Here is a 21,732-nt window from a genome sequence, read left to right on the forward strand (position 1 = left end):
TTTTACAAGGGTTTAGACATTCTAAAAATATTGTGTTCTATAGGAAAAGTGTTATAATTTTGAGTATGATTACTAAGATTATGGATGTTTCTGAGGAGCCAATAAATATTGATTATATCAGAGAGGCTTCCGAGATACTAAAAAATGGTGGGTTGGTTGCATTCCCAACGGAAACAGTTTATGGACTGGGAGGAGACGCAACGGACATGGAGGCCTCGCGCAAGATATATGCAGCAAAGGGTCGTCCATCGGATAACCCTTTAATTGTACATATAGCTAGATACGAACAACTAGAAGCAATTACAGAGAATTTACCTAAGACAGCAAAACTACTTGCAGATGCGTTTTGGCCAGGACCGCTTACAATGGTTTGTAACAAAAATCAGGTTATACCATACGAGACGACAGGAGGACTTGATACAGTAGCGGTTAGAATGCCAAACAATCCAGTTGCGCTAGCACTTATTAACGAAAGCGGATGTATGATTGCCGCACCTAGTGCAAATACATCAGGCAGACCTAGCCCTACAAAGGCTAGCCATGTCTATGAGGATTTATCAGGGAAAATAGATTGTATCTTAGACGGTGGACCAGTTGACATAGGACTGGAGTCCACGATTGTAGATTTAACCGAAGACGTTGTTACTATACTTAGACCAGGATTCATCAACATGGACATGCTTAGAGAAGTAGTTGGTGAGGTCAGAATGGATCCGGGCATTGTCTATAATGACAAGGGCACCACCAGTGGAGCCAGACCAAAGGCACCGGGTATGCGCTACAAGCATTATGCACCAAAGGGCGATTTGACAATCGTTTCTGGTGACGAGGACGATGTTGTTTCAAAGATTAACGAATTAACAGCACAGGCTATAGCATCTGACTTGAAGGTTGGTATTATTGCCACATCTGTTACAGCGGACAGATATGATCAGGGTCAGATTTTAGTTATAGGTGACAGGGCAGACGAAAAAAGTATTGCCCACAACCTCTACGATATACTCAGAAGATTTGATGAGCTAGGGGTAGATGTGATATATTCAGAAAGCTTTTCCACTCCTCAGATGGGACAGGCAATCATGAATAGATTACTAAAAGCGGCAGGCCAAAAGACCATAGAGGTTTAGCCTGTTTTGGAGAATAAGGAATGAAAAATATTAATAGAGTTATATTTGCTTCGGGAAGCGGAACCTCCAGAGCCCCCATGGCAACGGCGATTTTTCATGCCACTGCTCATGAGCGGCCGATTATTTGTGAGGCCAGGGGCTTAATTGTCCAGTTTCCAGAGCCTTTGAATCAAAAGGCCGAGGCAGTTTTAATTAGCAATGGCATAGAGCTAAAGGATTACTCCTCCAAACAATTAGTTGAATCGGATTTTTCCGATAACACACTGGTCATTACGATGGAGGAGACCGGAAGGCAAAAGATATTAAGTGAATATGCAAACGCTACCGAAGAGAATACGCGCCTGCTAAACGAGCTTGTAGGGGACGAGCTTGAGGTGATGGATCCTTACGGTGGTTCGGTACAGACATACGGTCTGTGCTATGAAGTCTTAAAGGCATCAATTGAGAAGTTAATGAGGGTATTAGAGGCATAAAAAGGATACTTTCTTGAAGAATCCAAGAAAGTAGTCTGGCTGAAGGTCAGATTTAATTGCATTATAGCGATTAAACCTATATATACACACACAGGTATTGGAGGAGAAGACCATGAGTGATAAGAGACTTGATTACATTAGCTGGGATGAGTACTTTATGGGCGTTGCAGTATTATCGGGTATGAGATCTAAAGACCCAAATACACAGGTTGGAGCTTGTATTGTTAGCCAGGACAATAAGATTCTTTCCATGGGCTACAATGGTTTTCCAAATGGTTGTTCAGATGACGAGTTTCCTTGGGCAAGAGTAGGAGACCCTCTGGAGAATAAATATTTCTATACAACACACAGTGAGCTTAATGCAATTTTGAACTACAGAGGTGGTTCACTTGAAGGCTCAAAACTGTATGTATCACTTTTTCCATGTAATGAATGTGCTAAGGCTATTATTCAGTCTGGCATCAAGACTATCATTTATGATAGCGATAAATATGAAAACACACCATCGGTTATTGCATCTAAGAGAATGCTTAGAGCTGCCGGTGTAGAGTTCCATCAGTATGAGCATACTGGTAGGGAGATTTCATTTACACTATAAATTTAAAAGGTCAAATAGGAGCAAGCTGTGATGGACAAAAGAAGGACAAACGATATTGGAAATGCACTGATAATGGTGCTCCAATTGGGATTAAATGTCATAGTGCCCATTTTTCTATGTATGATAGCAGGCGGCTTACTAGCTAAATTGTTTGACGTAGACAGTGATGGATTTTTAATCGGGGGAATGTTGATTGGCATAGTGGCTGCATTTAATGGGGCCTACCGATCCTTCAAAAAATATTTGAAGAATCAGGAAAGTCCAGGTCAACGAGCTAGAAGATTAGAGGAAGAGGCAAAACAAGGCCAAAAAATCAAAAATGATTAAATGGATGAAACGACTCAATCAGGCCTTACCGGGCTTGGTTTTCGGAATAGTTTTGTATGGTGTAATAGTTGAACTCGTAGGAGTTTGGTTTGTCACAGACAAAATTAGATATACAACAGGACTATTTATAGGAATAGCTTGCGCTTGTGGTATGGCTATTCACATTGCCATGATTATTGAAGAATCAGTGAGAATTGGCAAAGGACATGAAAAATATCTGTCCTTCAAATCTGTAATGCGCTATTTGGTTTTATGCGCAATTATGATAACGATGACTTATTTCAAGCTGGGCAATATGTTCACAGCAATCATCGGTATACTCGGGCTTAAGGTTAGTGCATATGCACAGCCTTTGCTAATAAAGGCTTTCAAAAGATTTTTGAAATCTGAATAAATTAATAAAGGAGGTGAAAGTGTGACAGAAGGAATTTTACTGGCCTCAAGCGATACTGTGGACATGATAAAGGGCTTGTTCTCATATAAGCTGTTTGGTCAGGAAGTATGGATAACCACTTCCCACGTCTGCATCCTAATCGTTTGGCTGTCGTTGGTATTGTTTTCTATAATTGCCAACCGCAAGTTAAAACGAGCCACTGAAGTTCCTGATACCTTCCAGAGTATCCTTGAGTTGATAGTTGGATTTTTGGATAATATAGTGGAAGGAAGTATGGGTAAGCACGCACCAGTGTTTGCAAACTGGATATGTACCATATTCTGTTTTATCTTGGTATCGAATCTATCTGGTTTGGTTGGCCTAAGACCACCAACAGCCGATTATGGTACAACACTGGCTCTTGCATTAATTACCTTTGTTTGCATTCATGTAGTAAAGGTAAGGCATCAATCTGCTAAGGATATTTGGATTGACAAATGTTCTCCATTACCACCTTGGTTGCCAATTTGGATGCCAATTAACGTAATTTCAGATATTGCGGTGCCTATTTCAATGTCACTACGTTTATTTGCAAACGTTCTTTCAGGAACAATCATTATGGGTCTTGTATATGGATTGCTAGGAAAGTTCGCCTTAGTATGGCCTGCAGCATTGCATGTATACTTTGATATTTTCTCAGGTGCAATCCAGACCTACGTATTTTGTATGTTGACTATGACATACATAACCCAGAGTTATGGAGATTCTTAAAAAATTACTTTTAGGAGGAAAAGATTTATGAACATTTCAGGTACAGATTTAATTAAGGCTTGTTCAGCAATTGGTGCTGGTCTTGCAGTTATCGCAGGTATTGGACCTGGTATTGGCCAAGGTATTGCAGCTGGTCATGGTGCAGCAGCTGTAGGACGTAACCCAGGAGCACAGGGACAGATCATGTCTACTATGTTACTTGGTCAGGCCGTTGCCGAGACAACAGGTCTTTACGGTTTGGTTATCGCCCTTCTGTTACTCTTTGTACAGCCATTGGTAGGATAATAAAAATCATCAAGATTTTTATTATCCGTATAAGGATGCTTTTTTGAAAACATGTTTACAAAAAAGTAGTCTGGCTGAAAGCCAGATTAAAATGAAGTTTTCATATACTTCATTTTAACCATGGTTAATAGCTAGGAAGAAAAAATATAAAGGAGGGCTAAAAGTTGGAAAGACTGTTTGACTTGGACTTACAATTGCTTAACGATGCTGTACTTTTAGCCATTGCAGTATTCTTCCTATTCCTTATAATGTCTAATCTTTTATTTAATCCAGCAAGAAAGCTTTTGCAGGATAGAAAAGATGGCATTGCAAAGGATATTGCAGATGCAAAGAATGATAAGGAAGAGGCGGAAAAGCTAAAGGCAGAGTACGAAGCAAAGCTCAAGGACATCAACAAAGAAAGAGATGCCATCTTGAGTGAAGCAAGACAAAAGGCCTTGAAGAATGAAACCAAGATTGTAAGCGACGCTAAGGCAGAAGCAGCAGCCATCGTTGCAAGAGCTAACGAAGAGGCTGAGCTTGAAAAGAAGAAGGTTGCTGATGATGTTAAACAGGAAATGATCTCTGTTGCAGCTGTTATGGCACAGAAGGTTGTTGCAGCAAACATTGATACAACTATTCAGAGTACCTTAGTAGAGCAAACACTTAAGGAAATGGGTGAAAGCACATGGCTAAATTAGTCTCAAACGTATATGGTGACGCGTTGTTTGAGCTAGCCGTGGAAACAGGAAAGGTCGATGCTTTCTTAAGCGAAGCAGAAGGAATTATTGACGTAATTCAAAATAACGACGGCTTTTCTCAAATGATGAATCATCCAAAGATCAATAAAGAAGAGAAGCTTCAAATTATCGACGATGTTTTCAAAGGTAGAGTAAGTGATGAATTGGTAGGACTCCTCAGAATGCTTGAGGAAAAGGATCATATAAAGGATGCCGTTTCAGTTTTTAATTACTTTATAGAAAAGGTCTATGAGTACAAAAAAATTGGACGTGCAACTGTTTCCACACCAATGGAACTTACAGACACACAGAAGGCAGATGTTGAGAAGCGTTTACTTCAAACTACCGACTATAGCTCATTTATAATGAACTATACAGTAGACCCTGAATTAATCGGGGGTATGGTAATTCGCATTAAAGATAGAGTTGTTGATAGTTCAATCAAAACTCAGATTAATAAATTGTCACACGAGTTATCAAATATTCAATTGAAAGTAGGTGAATGCGCTCCATGAATTTAAAACCAGAAGAAATTAGCTCGGTTATTAAAGAGCAAATGAAACGCTATGCAGCGCAGCTTGACGTGGCAGACGTAGGTACTGTTATTCAGGTTGCTGATGGAATTGCACGTATTCACGGATTACAGAACGCTATGCAGGGTGAGCTCCTTGAGTTCCCTGGTGAAGTTTACGGCATGGTCTTAAACCTTGAGGAAGACAATGTTGGTTGTGTTCTTTTAGGAAACGATAAGAATATCAACGAAGGCGATACAGTAAAGACTACTGGTCGTGTTGTTGAGGTTCCTGTTGGAAATGCAATGTTAGGACGTGTAGTAAATGCACTTGGACAGCCTATTGATGGAAAGGGACCTATTGATTCCTCTAAATTCCGTCCAATTGAGCGTGTAGCATCAGGTGTTATTTCGCGTAAATCCGTAGATACTCCGCTGCAGACAGGTATTAAAGCTATCGATTCCATGATTCCTATCGGACGTGGACAGCGTGAGCTTATTATCGGTGATAGACAGACAGGTAAAACTGCTATCGCTATTGATACAATTATCAATCAAAAGGGACAGGGCGTAAAATGTATTTACGTTGCAATTGGCCAGAAGGCTTCTACAGTTGCAGCCCTTGTTAAAACATTAGAAGAATATGGTGCTATGGCATGGACAACAGTAGTTGCAGCTACAGCATCAGAGCTTGCACCACTTCAGTATATCGCTCCTTACTCAGGATGCGCTATCGGTGAAGAGTGGATGGAGAATGGAGAGGACGTACTCATCATTTATGATGATTTGAGTAAGCATGCTACTGCATACCGTACACTCTCATTACTTCTTCGCCGTCCACCAGGACGTGAGGCTTACCCAGGTGATGTATTCTACTTACACTCAAGACTTCTTGAGCGTGCAGCTAGACTTTCTGATAAGCTGGGCGGTGGCTCACTTACAGCATTACCTATCATTGAGACACAGGCAGGCGATGTATCTGCATACATTCCTACAAACGTTATCTCAATTACTGATGGTCAGATTTATCTTGAGACAGAAGCTTTCAACGCAGGTTTCAGACCAGCCGTTAACGCAGGTCTTTCAGTATCCCGTGTAGGTGGTTCTGCTCAGATTAAGGCTATGAAGAAAATCGCAGCTCCTATCCGTGTTGAGCTTGCTCAGTACAGAGAGCTTGCAGCTTTTGCACAGTTTGGTTCAGAGCTTGATGCTGATACAGCTGAAAAGCTTGCACAAGGTGAGAGAATCAAAGAGATGCTTAAGCAGCCACAGTATGCTCCAATGCCTGTAGAGTATCAGATTATGATTATCTACGCTGCTACAAAGAAATATCTTCTTGATATTCCAACAGCAGATATTCAGGCTTTCGAAAAGGCATTGTTTGATTTAGTTGATACTAAATATCCAGAGGTTCCAGAGGCTATTAGAACAACTAAGGTTCTTGAGGACGATATGGAACAGAAGCTAATTAAGGCTATCGAGGAGTGTAAAAAGAGCTACAAGTAAGGAGGGTGATCTGTTATGGCCTCAATGAGAGACATAAAAAGAAGAAAACAGAGTGTTAGTAGCACTCAGCAGATCACTAAGGCCATGAAGCTTGTATCTACAGTAAAGCTCCAGAAGGCTCGTACCAAGGCAGAGCAGACTACACCATACTTCAACGCTATGTACAACACGATTTGTAGTATGCTTGCTAAGGCAGGAGCAGTTAACAATAAATACCTTAGAGACAATGGTTCAGAAAAAATTGGCGTTATCGTCATTACTTCTAACCGCGGTCTTGCAGGTGGTTACAACTCCAACGTTGTAAAACAGATAACTGGTTCTGATATGAAGCCTGAGGATGTAAAGCTTTACGTTATAGGACATAAGGGCGGTGAAAGCCTTTCTCATAAGGGATATACAATTGAGAAGGATTATTCTCCAGTAATGGAGGCACCTACCTATGCAGATGCAATGGCTATCTGCAAGGATGTCCTTGAAGCATATGCAAGTGGGGATATCGGGCAGATTTACCTTGTTTATACTCACTTCAAAAACACAGTTAGCCAAATTCCAAAGCTTATGAAGCTACTTCCAGCAGAGGTTGCTGAAGAGGATGTTGAGGCAGTAAAGAGTGCCGGTCCAGAGGCTCTTATGAATTTTGAGCCAAACGAAGAGGAAGCTCTTGACCTTATCGTTCCTAAATACGTAACTTCTCTTGTATATGGTGCATTAGTAGAGGCTGTTGCCTCAGAAAATGGTGCCAGAATGCAAGCAATGGATTCAGCAACAAACAACGCTGAGGAAATTATTAGTGATCTATCATTAAAATACAATCGTGCCCGCCAGGGATCAATTACTCAGGAATTGACCGAGATTATCGCTGGTGCAGAGGCTTTAAGCTAATCAATAGTTTCAGAGAAACTGTTGATTACAGCACATCCTTGCCGCAGGCAACTTAAGATGGATGTGCAACCCGCAAATAAAATAAAGGAGTGAACAAATGGCAAATAATATTGGTAAAATCACTCAGATTATCGGTGCCGTACTTGACGTAAAGTTCCCAGAAGGCGAGCTTCCAGAAATCAACGACGCTCTTGAAATCACAAGAGCGGGTGGTGAGAGACTGGTTGTTGAGGTAGCACAGCATTTGGGTGACGATACAGTTCGTTGTATTGCCATGGGTCCTACAGACGGTTTAGTACGTGGAATGGATGTTTTAGCTACAGGAGCTCCAATTTCAGTTCCTGTTGGTGAGGCAACATTAGGACGTATTTTCAACGTACTTGGTGAAGCTATTGATGAGCAGCCAGCACCTGAAGGTGTTGAGAAGATGCCAATCCATAGAAAAGCACCAACGTTTGAGGAGCAGGCAACATCAACTGAAATGCTTGAGACAGGTATTAAGGTCGTTGACCTTCTTTGCCCATATCAAAAAGGTGGAAAAATCGGTTTGTTCGGTGGTGCCGGTGTAGGTAAAACCGTACTTATCCAGGAGCTTATCCACAACATCGCTACTGAGCACGGCGGATATTCAGTATTCACAGGTGTAGGTGAGCGTACACGTGAAGGTAATGACCTTTACTACGAAATGAAGGAGTCAGGCGTTATCGACAAGACCTGCATGGTTTTCGGTCAGATGAACGAGCCACCAGGAGCTAGAATGAGAGTTGGTCTTACTGGACTTACAATGGCTGAGTACTTCAGAGATAAAGGTGGAAAGGATGTACTTCTTTTCATCGATAACATCTTCCGTTTTACTCAGGCTGGTTCAGAGGTTTCAGCCCTTCTTGGTCGTATGCCTTCAGCCGTTGGTTATCAGCCAACACTTCAGACAGAGATGGGTGCTCTCCAGGAGCGTATCACATCTACAAAGAACGGATCAATTACATCAGTACAGGCTGTTTACGTGCCTGCCGACGATTTAACTGACCCAGCTCCAGCTACAACCTTCGCACACTTGGATGCTACTACAGTTCTTGAGCGTTCTATCGCTGAGCTTGGTATTTATCCAGCTGTAGATCCACTTGGTTCTACATCTCGTATCCTTGACCCACGTATCGTTGGTCAGGAGCATTTCCAGGTTGCACGTGGTGTACAGGAGATTCTTCAGAAATATAAGGAATTACAAGATATTATCGCCATCCTTGGTATGGATGAGCTTTCAGAAGAAGATAAGCTTGTTGTTAACCGTGCTCGTAAGATTCAGAGATTCTTGTCACAGCCATTCTTCGTAGCTGGTCAGTTTACTGGTCTCGAAGGAAAGTATGTGCCAATCGCTGAGACAGTACGTGGCTTCAAGGAAATCCTCGAAGGAAAGCATGATGACATTCCAGAGAGCTACTTCCTTAATGCAGGTACAATCGACGAGGTTCGTGCCAAGATGAACGCAAAGTAGGAGGTGGCAAATGGCAGATAACACCTTTAAAGTTTCAATCATAACGCCTGAGCGGACCTTTTATGAAGGAGAGGCTACAATGGTTGAATTTAATACAGTCGAAGGACAGATAGGTGTGTTTCCAAAGCACATTCCTTTGACAACTGTTATTGCGCCGGGTATTTGCACAATCCACGAGGCAGAATCTGAGAAAAAGGCTGCAGTTCATGCGGGACTTGCTGAGGTTTTACCTGATAAGGTTACAATATTAGCGGAGATTGCTGAGTGGCCAGATGAGATTGATTTAAATCGTGCCCGCAGCGCAGAAGATAGAGCTAGAGAACGCCTTGAGAAAAAGGACGAAGGAATTGATGTTCTCAGAGCAGAAATAGCTCTTAAGAAAGCTTTAGTTAGACAAGATATTCTTGCTAAATAAGGAGGCATGACCATGATAGATGCTGATACAAAAAGAGATATCGAAGACCTCAAAAGACAATTAAAAACCTTTGAGGATGAAGAAGCTCAGTTACTTAAAGAGCTTGAGACCTGTCGTGCTCGTAAAACAGAAATTAAAGATAAGCTCAAGGTCCTAAGTAATGACGATAAGTACCAGCAGGATATGCTGGCTATGGTCTATCAGCAGCGTCATGGCGCAGGCAAAAAACCAAGTGAATAAAAAATAATATTTTTGGCGTCGCATTTTGCGGCGCCATTTTTTATAGAAACTTAAGAAATACTAAATCTGGCTTGCATAATCTCTAAAATGTTTAATGTGATATAATATAATCTGACTTCGCTAAAGCTGGGAAGTCAGAGACTATTATTTAGTTTGGAGGAAATGCAATGGGCGAAAGACTTACACAAAGTGATGTAGATAAAATACAGGCAGAAATTGATGAGCGTAAGCTTGTACTTAGACCAAAGCTTCTTGAAGAGGTTAAGGAGACCAGAGCGCAGGGAGATTTATCAGAGAATTTTGAGTATCACGAAGCAAAACGTGCTAAGAACATGAATGATAGCCGTATCAGATACCTAGAGAAAATGCTCAAATTTGCTGATGTAATAGATGATAGCAGTGCAGAAGATGAGGTAGGTATTAACAACACAGTTACTATCTATATTCCAGAGGATGATTGTGAGGAAACATACAAGCTTGTTACAAGTATCAGGGGAAACTCACTTAAAGGGTTAATTTCCATCGAATCGCCGCTTGGTTCCGCAATACGTGGCAAACATGTTGGTGACAGAGTCATGGTCAAAGTAAACGATGATTATTCCTACGAAGTGGAAATTAGATTGATAGACAAGTCAACTACCGACGAAGATGACGCCATTAAAGAATATTAAATATTGGTCTGACACGAATCTACCAAAAGCTGCCTGTATACGACAGCTTTTTTCTATTACATACGAATAGAATTTACACTCAATAAATGGTATAGTTATTGTAGATTTTTATGAGAAAATTCCAGCTAGTGGATGACTTAGTCAAAAGCTTGTTGGTATTTATGAGAAATATAGTTAGGAGAGTAATTTAAATGGCAGTTTTAAGTGGTTTAAAGCCAGAGAGAGTATTTCATTATTTCGAGGAAATATGTTCAATTCCTCACCCAAGTTATCATGAAGAAAAGATTAGTGCTTATCTTGTAGATTTTGCAAAGGCACATAACTTAGAGTATTACCAGGATGATTTATACAATGTCATCATGATCAAGGAAGCATCTGAGGGCAAGGAGAATGTAGCTCCTATTATCCTTCAGGGCCACATGGACATGGTTGCAGAGCAGGATCCAGATTGCACAAAGAACATGCTTGAAGAAGGTCTTGACCTTGAAATCGTAGATGGATTTGTTACTGCAAAGGGCACTACACTTGGTGGTGATGATGGTATCGCAGTTGCTATGGCTCTTGCTATTTTAGAGGACGAGGAGCTCAAGCATCCACGTCTTGAGGTTATTATCACTGTTTCTGAGGAAGTAGGAATGGAAGGTGCAGCAGGCATTGATGTTTCTATGCTTAAGGGCCGCAAGCTTCTCAACCTTGACTCAGAAGAAGAAGGACATTTCTTAGCAGGCTGTGCAGGCGGATGTCGCATGGATGTTAAATATCCATTTAACAAAACTGAGCTTAAGGGTGCACTTGTTACAGTTAATGTTAAGGATTGTACAGGTGGACATTCTGGAGCAGAAATCAACAAGGGTAGAGCAAATGCTACACACATTGCAAACAGAATTCTTTGCGCAGGTGTTGAGGCAGGCGAGATTTGTCTTGTTGATTATGTTGGTGGAACAAAGGATAACGCTATCCCACGTGCTACAGTTGCAAAGGTTGTTGCAGCAGCTGATGCTATTTCAGCAATGGAGACAGAGGCAAAGGCTATCATCAATGAATATGCAATTACTGACCCTGAGATGAAAATTGATATCGTTAACGAGGGTAACGTAGTTGTTGATGGTGTTAATGCTTCAGATTCAAGAAGAGTTATTGAGCTTATTAACTGCATGCCAAATGGTATTCAGACAATGAGCCACGACATAGAAGGCTTAGTAGAGACTTCATTGAACTTAGGAATCCTTAATTTACTTGAGGATGGACTTCAGTTCTCATGCTCACTTAGAAGCTCAGTTGATAGCGCTAAGACAGCACTTATGAGAAAGGTTTCTATGGTTGGTAAGGCATTCGGTTGCGAGATTTCTGTACACGGTGAATATCCAGCATGGGAATATGTTAGAGAGTCAGCCTTCAGAGATGAGCTTGTAAAAATCTACAAGGACATGACTGGAAAAGAGGCAATCGTTGAAACAATTCACGCTGGAGTAGAGTGCGGACTTTTAGCATCAAAACTTCCAGGTCTTGATGGCGTTTCAATCGGACCAGAGATGTACGATATTCATACTCCAAAGGAGCGTTTATCAATTGCTTCTACAGAGAGAATATACAATTACGTAAGAAGGGTTATTCAAGAAAGTAAATAACCATAAAGAAAGTAAATAATTAATTGAAGGGTTTTGCACGAGGAAGGAGAAGAGACTATGTTTAGAATCGGAATGCTTACTAGTGGTGGTGACTGCCAAGCTTTGAACGCTGCTATGCGTGGTGTTGTAAAGGGTTTGGCTGCAAATGTAAAGGATCTGGAAGTATACGGATTCTTTAATGGCTATAAGGGCCTTATCTATGGGGACTACAGGCTCCTTACCAGCTCAGATTTTTCCGGTATTCTTACACGAGGCGGTACTATTTTGGGCTCTAGCCGTCAGCCATTCAAGCTCATGCGCGAGCCAGATGAAAATGGACTTGATAAGGTAGAGGCTATGAAGTCAAATTACTACAAGCTCAATTTACAGTGCCTTGTTATCTTAGGTGGTAACGGTACTCAAAAGACAGCTAATTTGCTTCGTGAAGAAGGTCTTAACATAATCCATCTTCCAAAGACCATTGATAATGATATCTTTGGCACTGATTTCACATTTGGATTCCAAAGTGCCATCGATATTGCATGTAATACAATAGATTGCATCCATACTACTGCTTCATCTCACAGCCGCGTATTTATCGTTGAGGTTATGGGACACAAGGTTGGTTGGCTGACCTTGTATGCGGGAGTTGCTTCAGGAGCTGATATTATTTTGCTTCCAGAGATACCATATGATATCAAAAAGGTAGTAAAAGCAATTAATAAGCGTGCTGAGGAAGGCAAGGGCTTTACTATTCTTGCAGTTGCTGAGGGTGCTATCTCAAAAGAAGATGCAAAGCTTTCAAAGAAGGATTACAAGAAAAAATTAGAGACTTCTAAATACCCATCAGTTTCATATGAAATTGCAGACAGAATTCAAAAGGAAACAGGTATTGAGGTTCGAGTTACTGTACCTGGTCACATGCAGCGAGGCGGTAGCCCAGATCCTTATGATAGAGTTCTTTGTACACGCCTTGGCTCAGCAGCCGCTGCAGCTATTATGGATGGCGACTATGGCAATATGATTGCTATGGTAGATGGCAAAACAAAGCGTGTACCACTTGAAAAGGTAGCTGGAAAGCTAAAAATGGTTGAGCCAGATTGCCAGATGATTGAAGAGGCAAAACGAATCGGAATTAGTTTCGGTGATTAATTATTAGAATTAGGTAGGTAAACTAGTATGTCCTATATGGCATTGTATAGAAAGTTCAGACCACAAGTCTTTGATGATGTTAAGGGTCAGGACCATATCGTAACAACATTAAAAAACCAAGTGAAAAATGACCGTATAGGACATGCATACCTTTTTACAGGAACTAGAGGTACAGGAAAGACTACTGTTGCCAAGATTCTTGCCAGAGCAGTTAATTGCGAGAATCCAATAGATGGATGCCCATGTATGGAATGTGCCATGTGCAAATCCATAACAGACGGTACCTCGATGAATGTAATTGAGATGGATGCTGCATCAAACAATGGTGTAGAGGACATCCGTAAAATTAAAGAAGAAGTTTCCTATGGACCTACTCAGGGTAAATACAAGGTCTATATCATTGATGAGGCTCATATGCTTACAGATGCAGCTGAAAATGCATTGCTGAAGACACTAGAGGAGCCACCTTCATATGTTATTTTTATTCTAGCAACAACTGAGGTTGATAGAATCCAGATTACTATCAGAAGTAGATGTCAGCGATATGATTTCCATCGTATTTCCATTGACACAATAGCTGGTCGACTTCAGGAATTAATGGATAAAGAAAACATCGAAGTAGAAGAAAAGGCTATTCGCTACATTGCAAAGGCAGCTGATGGTTCAATGCGTGATGCATTGAGTCTTCTTGACCAGTGTATAGCATTTTACATTGGACAAAAGCTTACCTATGACAATGTACTAAAAGTACTTGGCGCCACAGATAACGAAGTTTTCTCTAGACTGACTCGTAGCGTAGTAGGCGGTCAGGTTATGGACTGCGTATCAGTTCTTGAGGATGTTATTAATCAGGGACGTGATATGAACCAGTTTGTAAATGATTTTACATGGTATCTTAGAAATCTGATGCTTATTAAGAGCGCAGACAACATGGAAGATGCAGTAGAAATGTCTTCTGACAATCTTGCTCTTTTAAAAGAAGAAGCTCAGATGATTGACACAGAGATTTTGATGCGATACATTCAGGTTCTGTCAGCATTGTCAAACGACATCAAATTCGCTAGTCAAAAAAGAGTGCTTATTGAAATAGCTCTTATTAAATTATGCAAGCCAGAAATGGAGCAGGATATATCTGCTCTTAACAATAGAATTGCAAATCTTGAAAAAAAGGTTGAGGCTGGAGTTCCTGTAATCATGGCACCTGCAGCAGCAAATGCAGGACCAGCACCCAGTGCAGCTCCTATAAAAAAGGAGCCACTTCCAGCAGCTGTACCTGAAGAGGTTAAACAGATTTCCCAGCAATGGAGCTCTGTTCTTGGAAAGGTTCCAGCAAATATAAAGATTTGTCTCAAAGAGGTAAATACAGTTACAGTTAACGAAGCTGGAGACTTGGTATTGGTTTATGACCAGCCAGAGGGTTCAGGCAGAATGTACGGTGATTTGGCAGCTAGACCAGAGGTTATAGAAGAGGTTCAGCAGGTCATTGAGCAGATGATTCAAAAAACTGTAAATGTAAAAGTAGAAATCAATTCAAGCGGAGTAGGCTCACAAAATACAATGACTGATGTGAGAGATTATTTCGCTAGTGTAGGAGTAGAGGTCGAGTCAGACCCAGTATAGAAAGAGAGGATTTAAAAATGGGAAAAGGTAGAGGCGGATTTCCAGGTGGAGCAATGGGTGGAGCAAACATGGCTAACCTTATGAAGCAGGCACAGCGTATGCAGCGCCAGATGGAAGAAGCTCAGGCAAAATTAGAGGAAACAGAAGTTACTGGTACAGCAGGTGGCGGTGTTGTTGAGGTTACTTGCACAGGAGCAAAGGAAATCACAAAGGTACATATTGATCCAGAAGCTGTTGATCCAGAGGACGTAGAGATGCTTGAGGACCTTGTTATGGCTGCTACAAATGAAGCTCTTCACAAAATCGATGAGATTACAGCAGCATCTATGCCAAAGATGCCTGGAGGATTAGGATTTTAATTAAATGGAATACTACAGCAAAGAAATTAGCAATTTAATAGCAGAGCTAAGTGATTTGCCTAGCATTGGAAGTAAGTCAGCCCAGAGGCTGGCTTTCCATATATTAGGGATGGATGAAGAAAAAGTAAATGACCTTGCAAATGCCATTATTCAAGCAAGGAAAAACGTTAGATATTGTAAGCAATGCTATACCTTGACGGATGATGAACTTTGCCCGATTTGTTCAAATCCAAAGCGAAATCAGAATGTTATCATGGTTGTAGAGGATACACGTGATTTAGCAGCTTATGAAAAGACTTGCAAGTATGAGGGCGTTTACCATGTGCTTCATGGAGCAATTTCTCCTATGGCAGGTATTGGACCAGGAGATATTAAGCTCAAGGAATTGATGGTTCGTCTGCAGCAAAATGATGTAGAAGAAGTCATAGTAGCCACCAACTCATCTCTCGAGGGGGAGACTACCGCAGCTTATATCAGCAAGCTTATCAAGCCTACAGGTATAAAGGTCAGCCGTATTGCATCAGGTGTGCCAGTCGGTGGCAACTTAGAATATATCGATGAAGTCACATTACTTCGTGCCCTTGATGGCAGAACAGAATTATAAAAAATGAAGCCGAGGAAATCCTCGGCTTTTATTGTTATTTGGAAGATTTTAATTCTTCTAGTTGTTTTTCTAGTTCTGCAATCTTTGCATTTTTCTCAGCAAGTTCAGAATCCATTTGAGCTAATTTCTCTTCCTTCTCTGCAATAGAGTCTTTGAGTCGTTGCTCATAAATTTCTCTGTCATTAGCTCTGCGAATTGCATCCTGACGAGCACGTAGCTCAAGTCTTGACTCGTTTTCAGCAGTTATCTCATAAATAGTTTTAGATGCTTCGTCTATTATAGGCATATCCTTTGCTAACATACGTAATTCCTCCCATTTTGTAGATCTAAACATCATAGCCCACATATCCAAACGGTATTGTTTGTCTTCGGGTGTAGCTAATTCTATTTTTTTTAAGTCTAACACGTATATTTGGAATTTGTCACTATATATTAAATGATTTTCTACATTAGACATAAGATATTTTGAATAAAACTGTGGATGATCTTCAAAAAGCGTGAAATTTAAAATACCTATCTGATAAACAGGCTTTACATTGAGATAACTATCACCTTTATTTAAATTTTGATATTCATCACATGCATAATACAAAGATCGTTCTGGCCAGTCATGCTCGTTGATAACCTGCATTTCTAAATTCACTATAGAATTATCATTTAAGATTGCTTCAATATCTAAAATGATTGATTTCTGATTAAAAGAATCTCCTAAATGAATAGGGTTCGTAATAGTAATTGTGTCAATGGAACCTTGTTCCATATGAAGTAAATCTTGGACTAATTCTTTAAGTACAAGATTATTCCTTTGTAACAACATTTTAAAAAGGTAATCATTTGTCATAGGAACAAACAACTCACCTTCTAAAGGTATTTCTATATTTAATTCTTTCATTAAGTTATCCTTTCAAAAAATATTGGTGGGAAAAATTTTGAAACGTTGGTGAAATATAAAAAGATAAATATGAAAAAAATGAACATATGTATATTAATATAGGATGATTAATGATGCAAGTAAAAAATTGATGTGGAAAAATACATAAAATCCATAAAGCTGTTGACTTTTTTTGGGGGGGGTAAGCGCTGCCAAAAGAAAAAAATATGAACAAAAGCTTATATGCAAGAATTGTGGATCTGTTGTTGGATATGGAGAAAAGTTTTGTTATAAGTGTGGTAGTTCAGTGAACGAATAATGATGATTATATATTTGTGCCGAGGAGAAATCCTCGGCATTATTTTTTTTGAAAAGTGTCCGACATATATGTTGTAAGCGAAAAATACCCTGGAGGAACTGTATGCAAATTGAAGGACTCAAGGTAACGGATTACATCAAAACAGAAGGTGCAGACGACCAGATGATGGGCGTTGGAACCAGCGGTATCAAGGATGATAGCAAAGCAAATAAATATAAGGAGCTAAAGGCTCTTAGTGTAGATAATGCATTTTATGATAATAGGGGAAAGATGACTGATGAAGAGTTCATGAAGGACGTGGACAAGGCATCAGCTCTTGGCATGTCTACAATTGACAAAGTGAAAAATGTAGAGCGTGGCTGGGACGATGAGGCTACAGCGAAAACTAGGGAAGACGGTCATAATCCAATGGATATGGACGTTGATACTTTAGTTACTGTAGTGGATGAGATAAAGATGAACCTTGCTAAGGGTGGAAAAGACATTAGCAAAATGGGTGGTCTTGATACAGATGAGATAGAGGCAATGTCTAGCTCTATATCTCAGGCTGTAGAAATGTCAAAGGGCTTAACACAAACCCTTCCTGTGGAGACCCAAGCTTACCTTGTAAAAAATGATTTAGAGCCAACTATTACTAATATTTACAATGCCACATATGCAGCCCCTGCAATGCCAGCAGAAAAGGCGGTGGAATCAGATGAGGAAATCATCAATTTATTAGAAAAACTAGGAGATAAGCTAGATTCACTTATAGCTGAAATAGAGAGTGAACAAACCGAGTCTGCGCAAAGACCTATGTCACCAGAAGAACTGAAAAATATGGTGGCAACCATGATGAAGCAAGATGTTCCTGTTACAAAGGAGCATCTTGAGTACATGGTTGAGTTGGATCAGTATGAAAAACCATCAGAGGATAATATCGTAAATGCGATAACGGATATTGTTGCTGAGGGCAAGGAGCCAACCGATGCATATCTAATCGAAGGCTATTCATTAATGGATCAAGCCAAGAAAACATTTGCTGAAGTAATGGGAATGGACCCTTATGCTCTTCCTACTGTTACAGCACAGCGTCAATTAACAGAGATCCAGCTGACTATGACTGTTGAAGCCACATTTACCATGATGAAAAATGGTGTCAGCGTGAATACCAATGATTTATCTGATTTACTTGATAAGCTTAAACTACAGGAAACTAATTTGCTTCAAATTCTCATGAAGGCCGAAACTGGGGAAGCAACCACAAATAATGTAAATCTTTTCAAGCAGGTGATGAATAACATTGCAGATATTCAGGAAGCACCAGCTGCAATGCTTGGAAGATTTTCTAATATTAACGCAGAGACTTTTTCATATGTTCATGAGGTAAGTGTTTCTGTCACTGCAGAATACTCACGTATGGAAATGACCTATGAGTCGGTTGGTACCGAGGTTAGAGTTGACCTTGGCGATAGTATGCAAAAAGCCTTCCAAAATGTGGATGATATTTTAGATGATTTAGGCATTCAAGCCACTGAATCAAGTCAGAAGGCAGTTAGAATACTTTCCTACAATCAAATGGAAATTACTGCAGAGTCAGTAACTACAGTGAAGGCCTCAGCAGAAATGGTTAGCCGCACATTTAAGAGCATGACACCGGCAGTAGTGGCTGAGATGATTAAGCGCGGAGAGAATCCTCTTGATATGAAGATGGAGGATTTAAAGAATAAAGCAGAAGAAATTAAAGCAGAGCTAGGAAGTAGCTCTGACGAGGAAAATTTCTCTAAATTCCTTTGGAAAGCACAGCAGAGTTCTGCAATTACAGAGGAAGAAAGAGAAGCCTATATTGGTGTTTATAGATTGTTACATCAAGTGGATAAGTCTGATGGCGCAGCCATAGGAGCGTTGATAAGTCAGGGTACAGAAGTTACTCTTCGAAATCTTATGACAGCAGTCCGCTCTAGTAAGCACACAGGAAGAGAATACGAAATCAATGACAAATTTGGTGCTTTAGATGAAATGGTAGTCAAGGATCTTTCTATTACAGAACAGGTTGAAAAAGTATTTTTGACAAACCGCTGTCGTGATGCCAAAGAGGCGATGACTCCTGCAAAGATGGCTACTTTTGGCGAAGAAAAGATTCTTAACATGAATCCAGATGAATTCGCAACAGCTATGGAAGAGCAGGCGGATGAAGCATCTGAGGCTGCCTACAATAATTATGTTACTGAGCAGATAAAGAATGCATTTAGATTTAATGAACAGGTTGAGAATGTAATTGAAGAATTCAACATTCCTAATTCTGCCAACATGATTACAGCGGTAGAAGCTCTTATGCAAAACAATAATTCCTATATTAAGGATTTGTACGGTCGAGCTGCAAAGCAGCAGGATATGGAAATTGAAGATTTAATTGACTTGGCATATCAGAGATTTTCTGATGCATGTCATACCCCTGAGGATATGGCAGATGCTGAGGAAGCTCTTGGCGTTCTAGCTGAGAATGTCATGAAGACCATGGTTCAAATGGAAGACGTTCGCACAATCGAAATGGATGAAATGAAGCTTGTAGTGCAGCAATCAAAGGCTATTGAGGAAATGGCGAGAAATAATGAGACCTACCATATTCCAATTATGATTGCTGATGAAGCTGGAAACATGAACCTTAGAATCGTAAGAGGTGACGGCGAATCAGGTCTTATTAAGATGGCATTGTACCTGCAGCAGACCGGCACAGTTTCAACCACATTCCGTTATGAAGCAGGCTCCGTAAGTGCAAATGTAGAATGTGAAACGGCAAAAATGCGAGATGAATTTGCTTCAAAGGCAGAGCAGATTGCAGAAAAAATGCAGCAGGAAACAGGCTTTGATTTTAGCTTTTCGTTCACTAGAGAAGTGGGCGTAAGCGTAAATGATGTATATAATTGGCAGCTTGGAAACTTCAAAGAAAATTCTTCAAAAGATAACGAGGTTCAAACCGAGGCTTTATACGGCATTGCCAGAGGATACATAAAACTTATCGGAGAAATGTTCTAAATTCAGGTTTAGAAATTTTTTACTTAACCGATATTAATGTTGTAAGGACATGGATGCCTTTACAATTCAAATACACCGCATGGATGCTAGACTTGTTTTACGGCTATTAGGAGGCGACATATGAGAATTAATAACAACATGTCAGCGGTGATTACTAACAATCAACTTCTTGGTACTGAAAGTTCCCTTTCCGATGTAATGGAAAAATTAAGTTCTGGTTTTAGCATTAACCACGCATCAGATAACCCATCTGGTATTGCTATTGCGGGCAAAATGCAAGCTCAGATCGATGGTTTAGGCCAAGCATCAACAAATGGTTCAGATGGAATTTCCGTACTGCAGACAGCAGAAGGTGCTTTAAATGAAGTAACAGACATGATTCAAAGAATGCGTGAACTATCAGTTCAGGCAGCTAACGGTACAAACTCAGACTCAGAGCGTGAGTCAATCCAAAAGGAAATCGATTCACTATTAAGCGAGATAGACAGAGTAGCTCAGACAACGGAGTTCAACACAATCAACCTGTTAGATGGTTCATTAGATTGCAGAACTTATGCAAACAATGTTACCAGAATTGCTACTTCAAACTCGGTGCCATCAGGTATTTATCAACTAAGAATTACCCAGGCAGCTCTTCGTGCAAGTACCAGCACAATAACAGTATCAACTGGAGAGAAAATCGTTGAGAATTTTGACAACACTTATGCAAAGGTAGAAACCACAACAACAGTTACTACCCCAGCTTTAACAGCAGGAAATTTCGATTACAAGAAATTTATTGACGGGACAAAATGGGAGACTGTTACCAGAGATTATTCTGGAGAAACAACTGAAACTACAACAACTGGAGAACAGTCAGGACTTGGTATATCAGGATCAATCACAATTAACGGATATCCAATAACACTAGCCCAAGGCTCATCAGGAGAAATGGTTTACGGCCAGCTTAGAGCAGCTTGTGAAAAAGGTGGAGCAATAATTTCAGATTACAATGCAGAAGAAGGCTTATCAATTTCTTCTTATAAGTATGGTGCTCAGGCAGATCTAAAAATCGAATTTACAAGCGTTGAATTTGCAAAAGCATTAGGCTTCCCTGAATCAGCGCTAGACCATGACGATGCAGGAAATGTATTACCTACTATTAATAAACAAGGTACAGATGCAAAGCTGAAATTATACACAGAAACTGATACGGTTGATGAGAATGGTAATGAGGTAAAATCCCTATTTGGAACTCAAGCTACCTATTCAACCGATGGACGCCACATCACAATAAGAGATACACAGGGATTTGAGATGTCATTCCTTGCAGATGATGGCTTCATGGAAGGCGCAACTCTAGCAGATGGCACGGTTTCTGATGGTATGGTTACATTTAACGTAACAGATATCGGCTCAATGACACTTCAAGTTGGTGCAAATGAAGGCCAGCAGATGAAGGTTAGAATTGCAGCAGTTACAACAGAATTTATGTACATCGATGATGTGGATGTAACAAGATCAAATGGACCTGAGGACGCAATGGATGCCTTGGGAGATGCTCTAAGCTATGTTACATCTGTACGTTCTCAGTTAGGTGCATATGAAAACCGACTAGAGCACACAACAAAGTCGCTAGATGCAACAGAAGAAAATATGACATCTGCTATTTCTCGAATCGAGGATGCAGATATGGCTACAACAATGGTTGAATATACTAAGCTAAATGTATTGGAACAAGCTGGTGTATCAGCATTAGCACAGGCAAATGAGCTTCCACAGTTGGCATTACAGCTTTTACAATAACATGATGCTA

The 21,732-nt window shown here is 40.3% G+C and carries 23 protein-coding genes; 22 read left to right on the plus strand and 1 reads right to left on the minus strand.

All coding sequences use genetic code 11. The features are described from left to right. Nucleotides 1–65 precede the first annotated feature (65 nt). From E7276_RS04915 to recR, 20 genes are all read left to right on the plus strand, one after another. On the plus strand, nucleotides 66–1,127 hold the full coding sequence (locus E7276_RS04915; protein WP_294214472.1) for an L-threonylcarbamoyladenylate synthase: 1,062 nt from the start codon (nucleotides 66–68) through the stop codon (nucleotides 1,125–1,127). Nucleotides 1,128–1,147: 20 nt separating this feature from the next. Continuing rightward, a complete protein-coding gene (locus E7276_RS04920; RefSeq protein WP_294214474.1) occupies nucleotides 1,148–1,600 on the plus strand; it encodes an arsenate reductase/protein-tyrosine-phosphatase family protein in 453 nt (150 codons plus the stop codon). Nucleotides 1,601–1,712: 112 nt separating this feature from the next. Further along, entirely contained in the window at nucleotides 1,713–2,198 is a 486-nt protein-coding gene (locus tag E7276_RS04925) for a deoxycytidylate deaminase (protein WP_294214477.1), read from the plus strand. Nucleotides 2,199–2,228: 30 nt separating this feature from the next. Beyond that, nucleotides 2,229–2,525, plus strand: a complete 297-nt coding sequence (locus tag E7276_RS04930; protein ID WP_294214666.1) for an AtpZ/AtpI family protein — start codon at nucleotides 2,229–2,231, stop codon at nucleotides 2,523–2,525. Further along, on the plus strand, nucleotides 2,518–2,919 hold the full coding sequence (locus E7276_RS04935; protein ID WP_294214479.1) for a hypothetical protein: 402 nt from the start codon (nucleotides 2,518–2,520) through the stop codon (nucleotides 2,917–2,919). Before E7276_RS04930 ends, E7276_RS04935 begins: the two co-directional genes overlap by 8 nt. A gap of 21 nt (nucleotides 2,920–2,940) precedes the next feature. Next, entirely contained in the window at nucleotides 2,941–3,669 is a 729-nt protein-coding gene (gene atpB, locus E7276_RS04940; protein ID WP_294214482.1) for a F0F1 ATP synthase subunit A, read from the plus strand. A gap of 27 nt (nucleotides 3,670–3,696) precedes the next feature. Then, entirely contained in the window at nucleotides 3,697–3,954 is a 258-nt protein-coding gene (atpE, locus tag E7276_RS04945) for an ATP synthase F0 subunit C (RefSeq protein ID WP_015550578.1), read from the plus strand. A gap of 164 nt (nucleotides 3,955–4,118) precedes the next feature. Then, nucleotides 4,119–4,634, plus strand: coding sequence for a F0F1 ATP synthase subunit B (atpF, locus tag E7276_RS04950; protein ID WP_294214484.1), 516 nt, complete (start codon nucleotides 4,119–4,121; stop codon nucleotides 4,632–4,634). Next, a complete protein-coding gene (gene atpH, locus E7276_RS04955; protein WP_294214487.1) occupies nucleotides 4,622–5,188 on the plus strand; it encodes an ATP synthase F1 subunit delta in 567 nt (188 codons plus the stop codon). Before atpF ends, atpH begins: the two co-directional genes overlap by 13 nt. Continuing rightward, nucleotides 5,185–6,690, plus strand: coding sequence for a F0F1 ATP synthase subunit alpha (gene atpA / locus E7276_RS04960; protein WP_294214490.1), 1,506 nt, complete (start codon nucleotides 5,185–5,187; stop codon nucleotides 6,688–6,690). The genes atpH and atpA overlap by 4 nt, the downstream gene beginning before the upstream one ends. Before the next feature lie 15 nt (nucleotides 6,691–6,705). After that, a complete protein-coding gene (gene atpG, locus E7276_RS04965; protein ID WP_294214493.1) occupies nucleotides 6,706–7,572 on the plus strand; it encodes an ATP synthase F1 subunit gamma in 867 nt (288 codons plus the stop codon). Nucleotides 7,573–7,669: 97 nt separating this feature from the next. Next, entirely contained in the window at nucleotides 7,670–9,064 is a 1,395-nt protein-coding gene (atpD, locus tag E7276_RS04970; RefSeq protein WP_294214496.1) for a F0F1 ATP synthase subunit beta, read from the plus strand. 10 nt (nucleotides 9,065–9,074) lie between these two features. Next, a complete protein-coding gene (gene atpC, locus E7276_RS04975) occupies nucleotides 9,075–9,479 on the plus strand; it encodes an ATP synthase F1 subunit epsilon (protein WP_294214499.1) in 405 nt (134 codons plus the stop codon). Nucleotides 9,480–9,485: 6 nt separating this feature from the next. After that, complete coding sequence (locus tag E7276_RS04980; protein ID WP_294214502.1) at nucleotides 9,486–9,719, plus strand: hypothetical protein; 234 nt, start codon at nucleotides 9,486–9,488, stop codon at nucleotides 9,717–9,719. Nucleotides 9,720–9,886: 167 nt separating this feature from the next. Next, nucleotides 9,887–10,390, plus strand: coding sequence for a GreA/GreB family elongation factor (locus tag E7276_RS04985; RefSeq protein WP_294214504.1), 504 nt, complete (start codon nucleotides 9,887–9,889; stop codon nucleotides 10,388–10,390). 191 nt (nucleotides 10,391–10,581) lie between these two features. Next, complete coding sequence (locus tag E7276_RS04990; RefSeq protein WP_294214507.1) at nucleotides 10,582–12,018, plus strand: aminoacyl-histidine dipeptidase; 1,437 nt, start codon at nucleotides 10,582–10,584, stop codon at nucleotides 12,016–12,018. A gap of 57 nt (nucleotides 12,019–12,075) precedes the next feature. Beyond that, on the plus strand, nucleotides 12,076–13,149 hold the full coding sequence (locus E7276_RS04995) for a 6-phosphofructokinase (protein WP_294214510.1): 1,074 nt from the start codon (nucleotides 12,076–12,078) through the stop codon (nucleotides 13,147–13,149). A 27-nt stretch (nucleotides 13,150–13,176) separates the two neighbouring features. After that, nucleotides 13,177–14,769, plus strand: a complete 1,593-nt coding sequence (dnaX, locus tag E7276_RS05000; RefSeq protein WP_294214513.1) for a DNA polymerase III subunit gamma/tau — start codon at nucleotides 13,177–13,179, stop codon at nucleotides 14,767–14,769. A gap of 17 nt (nucleotides 14,770–14,786) precedes the next feature. Then, nucleotides 14,787–15,128, plus strand: coding sequence for a YbaB/EbfC family nucleoid-associated protein (locus E7276_RS05005; protein WP_294214515.1), 342 nt, complete (start codon nucleotides 14,787–14,789; stop codon nucleotides 15,126–15,128). A gap of 4 nt (nucleotides 15,129–15,132) precedes the next feature. After that, a complete protein-coding gene (gene recR / locus E7276_RS05010) occupies nucleotides 15,133–15,732 on the plus strand; it encodes a recombination mediator RecR (RefSeq protein WP_294214517.1) in 600 nt (199 codons plus the stop codon). Nucleotides 15,733–15,766: 34 nt separating this feature from the next. On the opposite strand, the gene E7276_RS05015 is transcribed toward recR, so the two are convergent. After that, a complete protein-coding gene (locus E7276_RS05015; protein WP_294214518.1) occupies nucleotides 15,767–16,624 on the minus strand; it encodes an Rpn family recombination-promoting nuclease/putative transposase in 858 nt (285 codons plus the stop codon). A gap of 400 nt (nucleotides 16,625–17,024) precedes the next feature. Between E7276_RS05015 and E7276_RS05020 the strand changes: the two genes are divergently transcribed. Both E7276_RS05020 and E7276_RS05025 read left to right on the plus strand, forming a co-directional pair. Beyond that, a complete protein-coding gene (locus tag E7276_RS05020; protein ID WP_294214520.1) occupies nucleotides 17,025–19,937 on the plus strand; it encodes a DUF6240 domain-containing protein in 2,913 nt (970 codons plus the stop codon). A gap of 120 nt (nucleotides 19,938–20,057) precedes the next feature. Beyond that, nucleotides 20,058–21,722: a flagellin N-terminal helical domain-containing protein gene (locus E7276_RS05025; RefSeq protein ID WP_294214523.1), complete on the plus strand. Its 1,665-nt coding sequence runs from the start codon at nucleotides 20,058–20,060 to the stop codon at nucleotides 21,720–21,722. The last annotated feature ends 10 nt before the right edge of the window (nucleotides 21,723–21,732 follow it).

The organism is Pseudobutyrivibrio sp. (assembly GCF_015057185.1).
GTDB lineage: Bacteria > Bacillota > Clostridia > Lachnospirales > Lachnospiraceae > Pseudobutyrivibrio.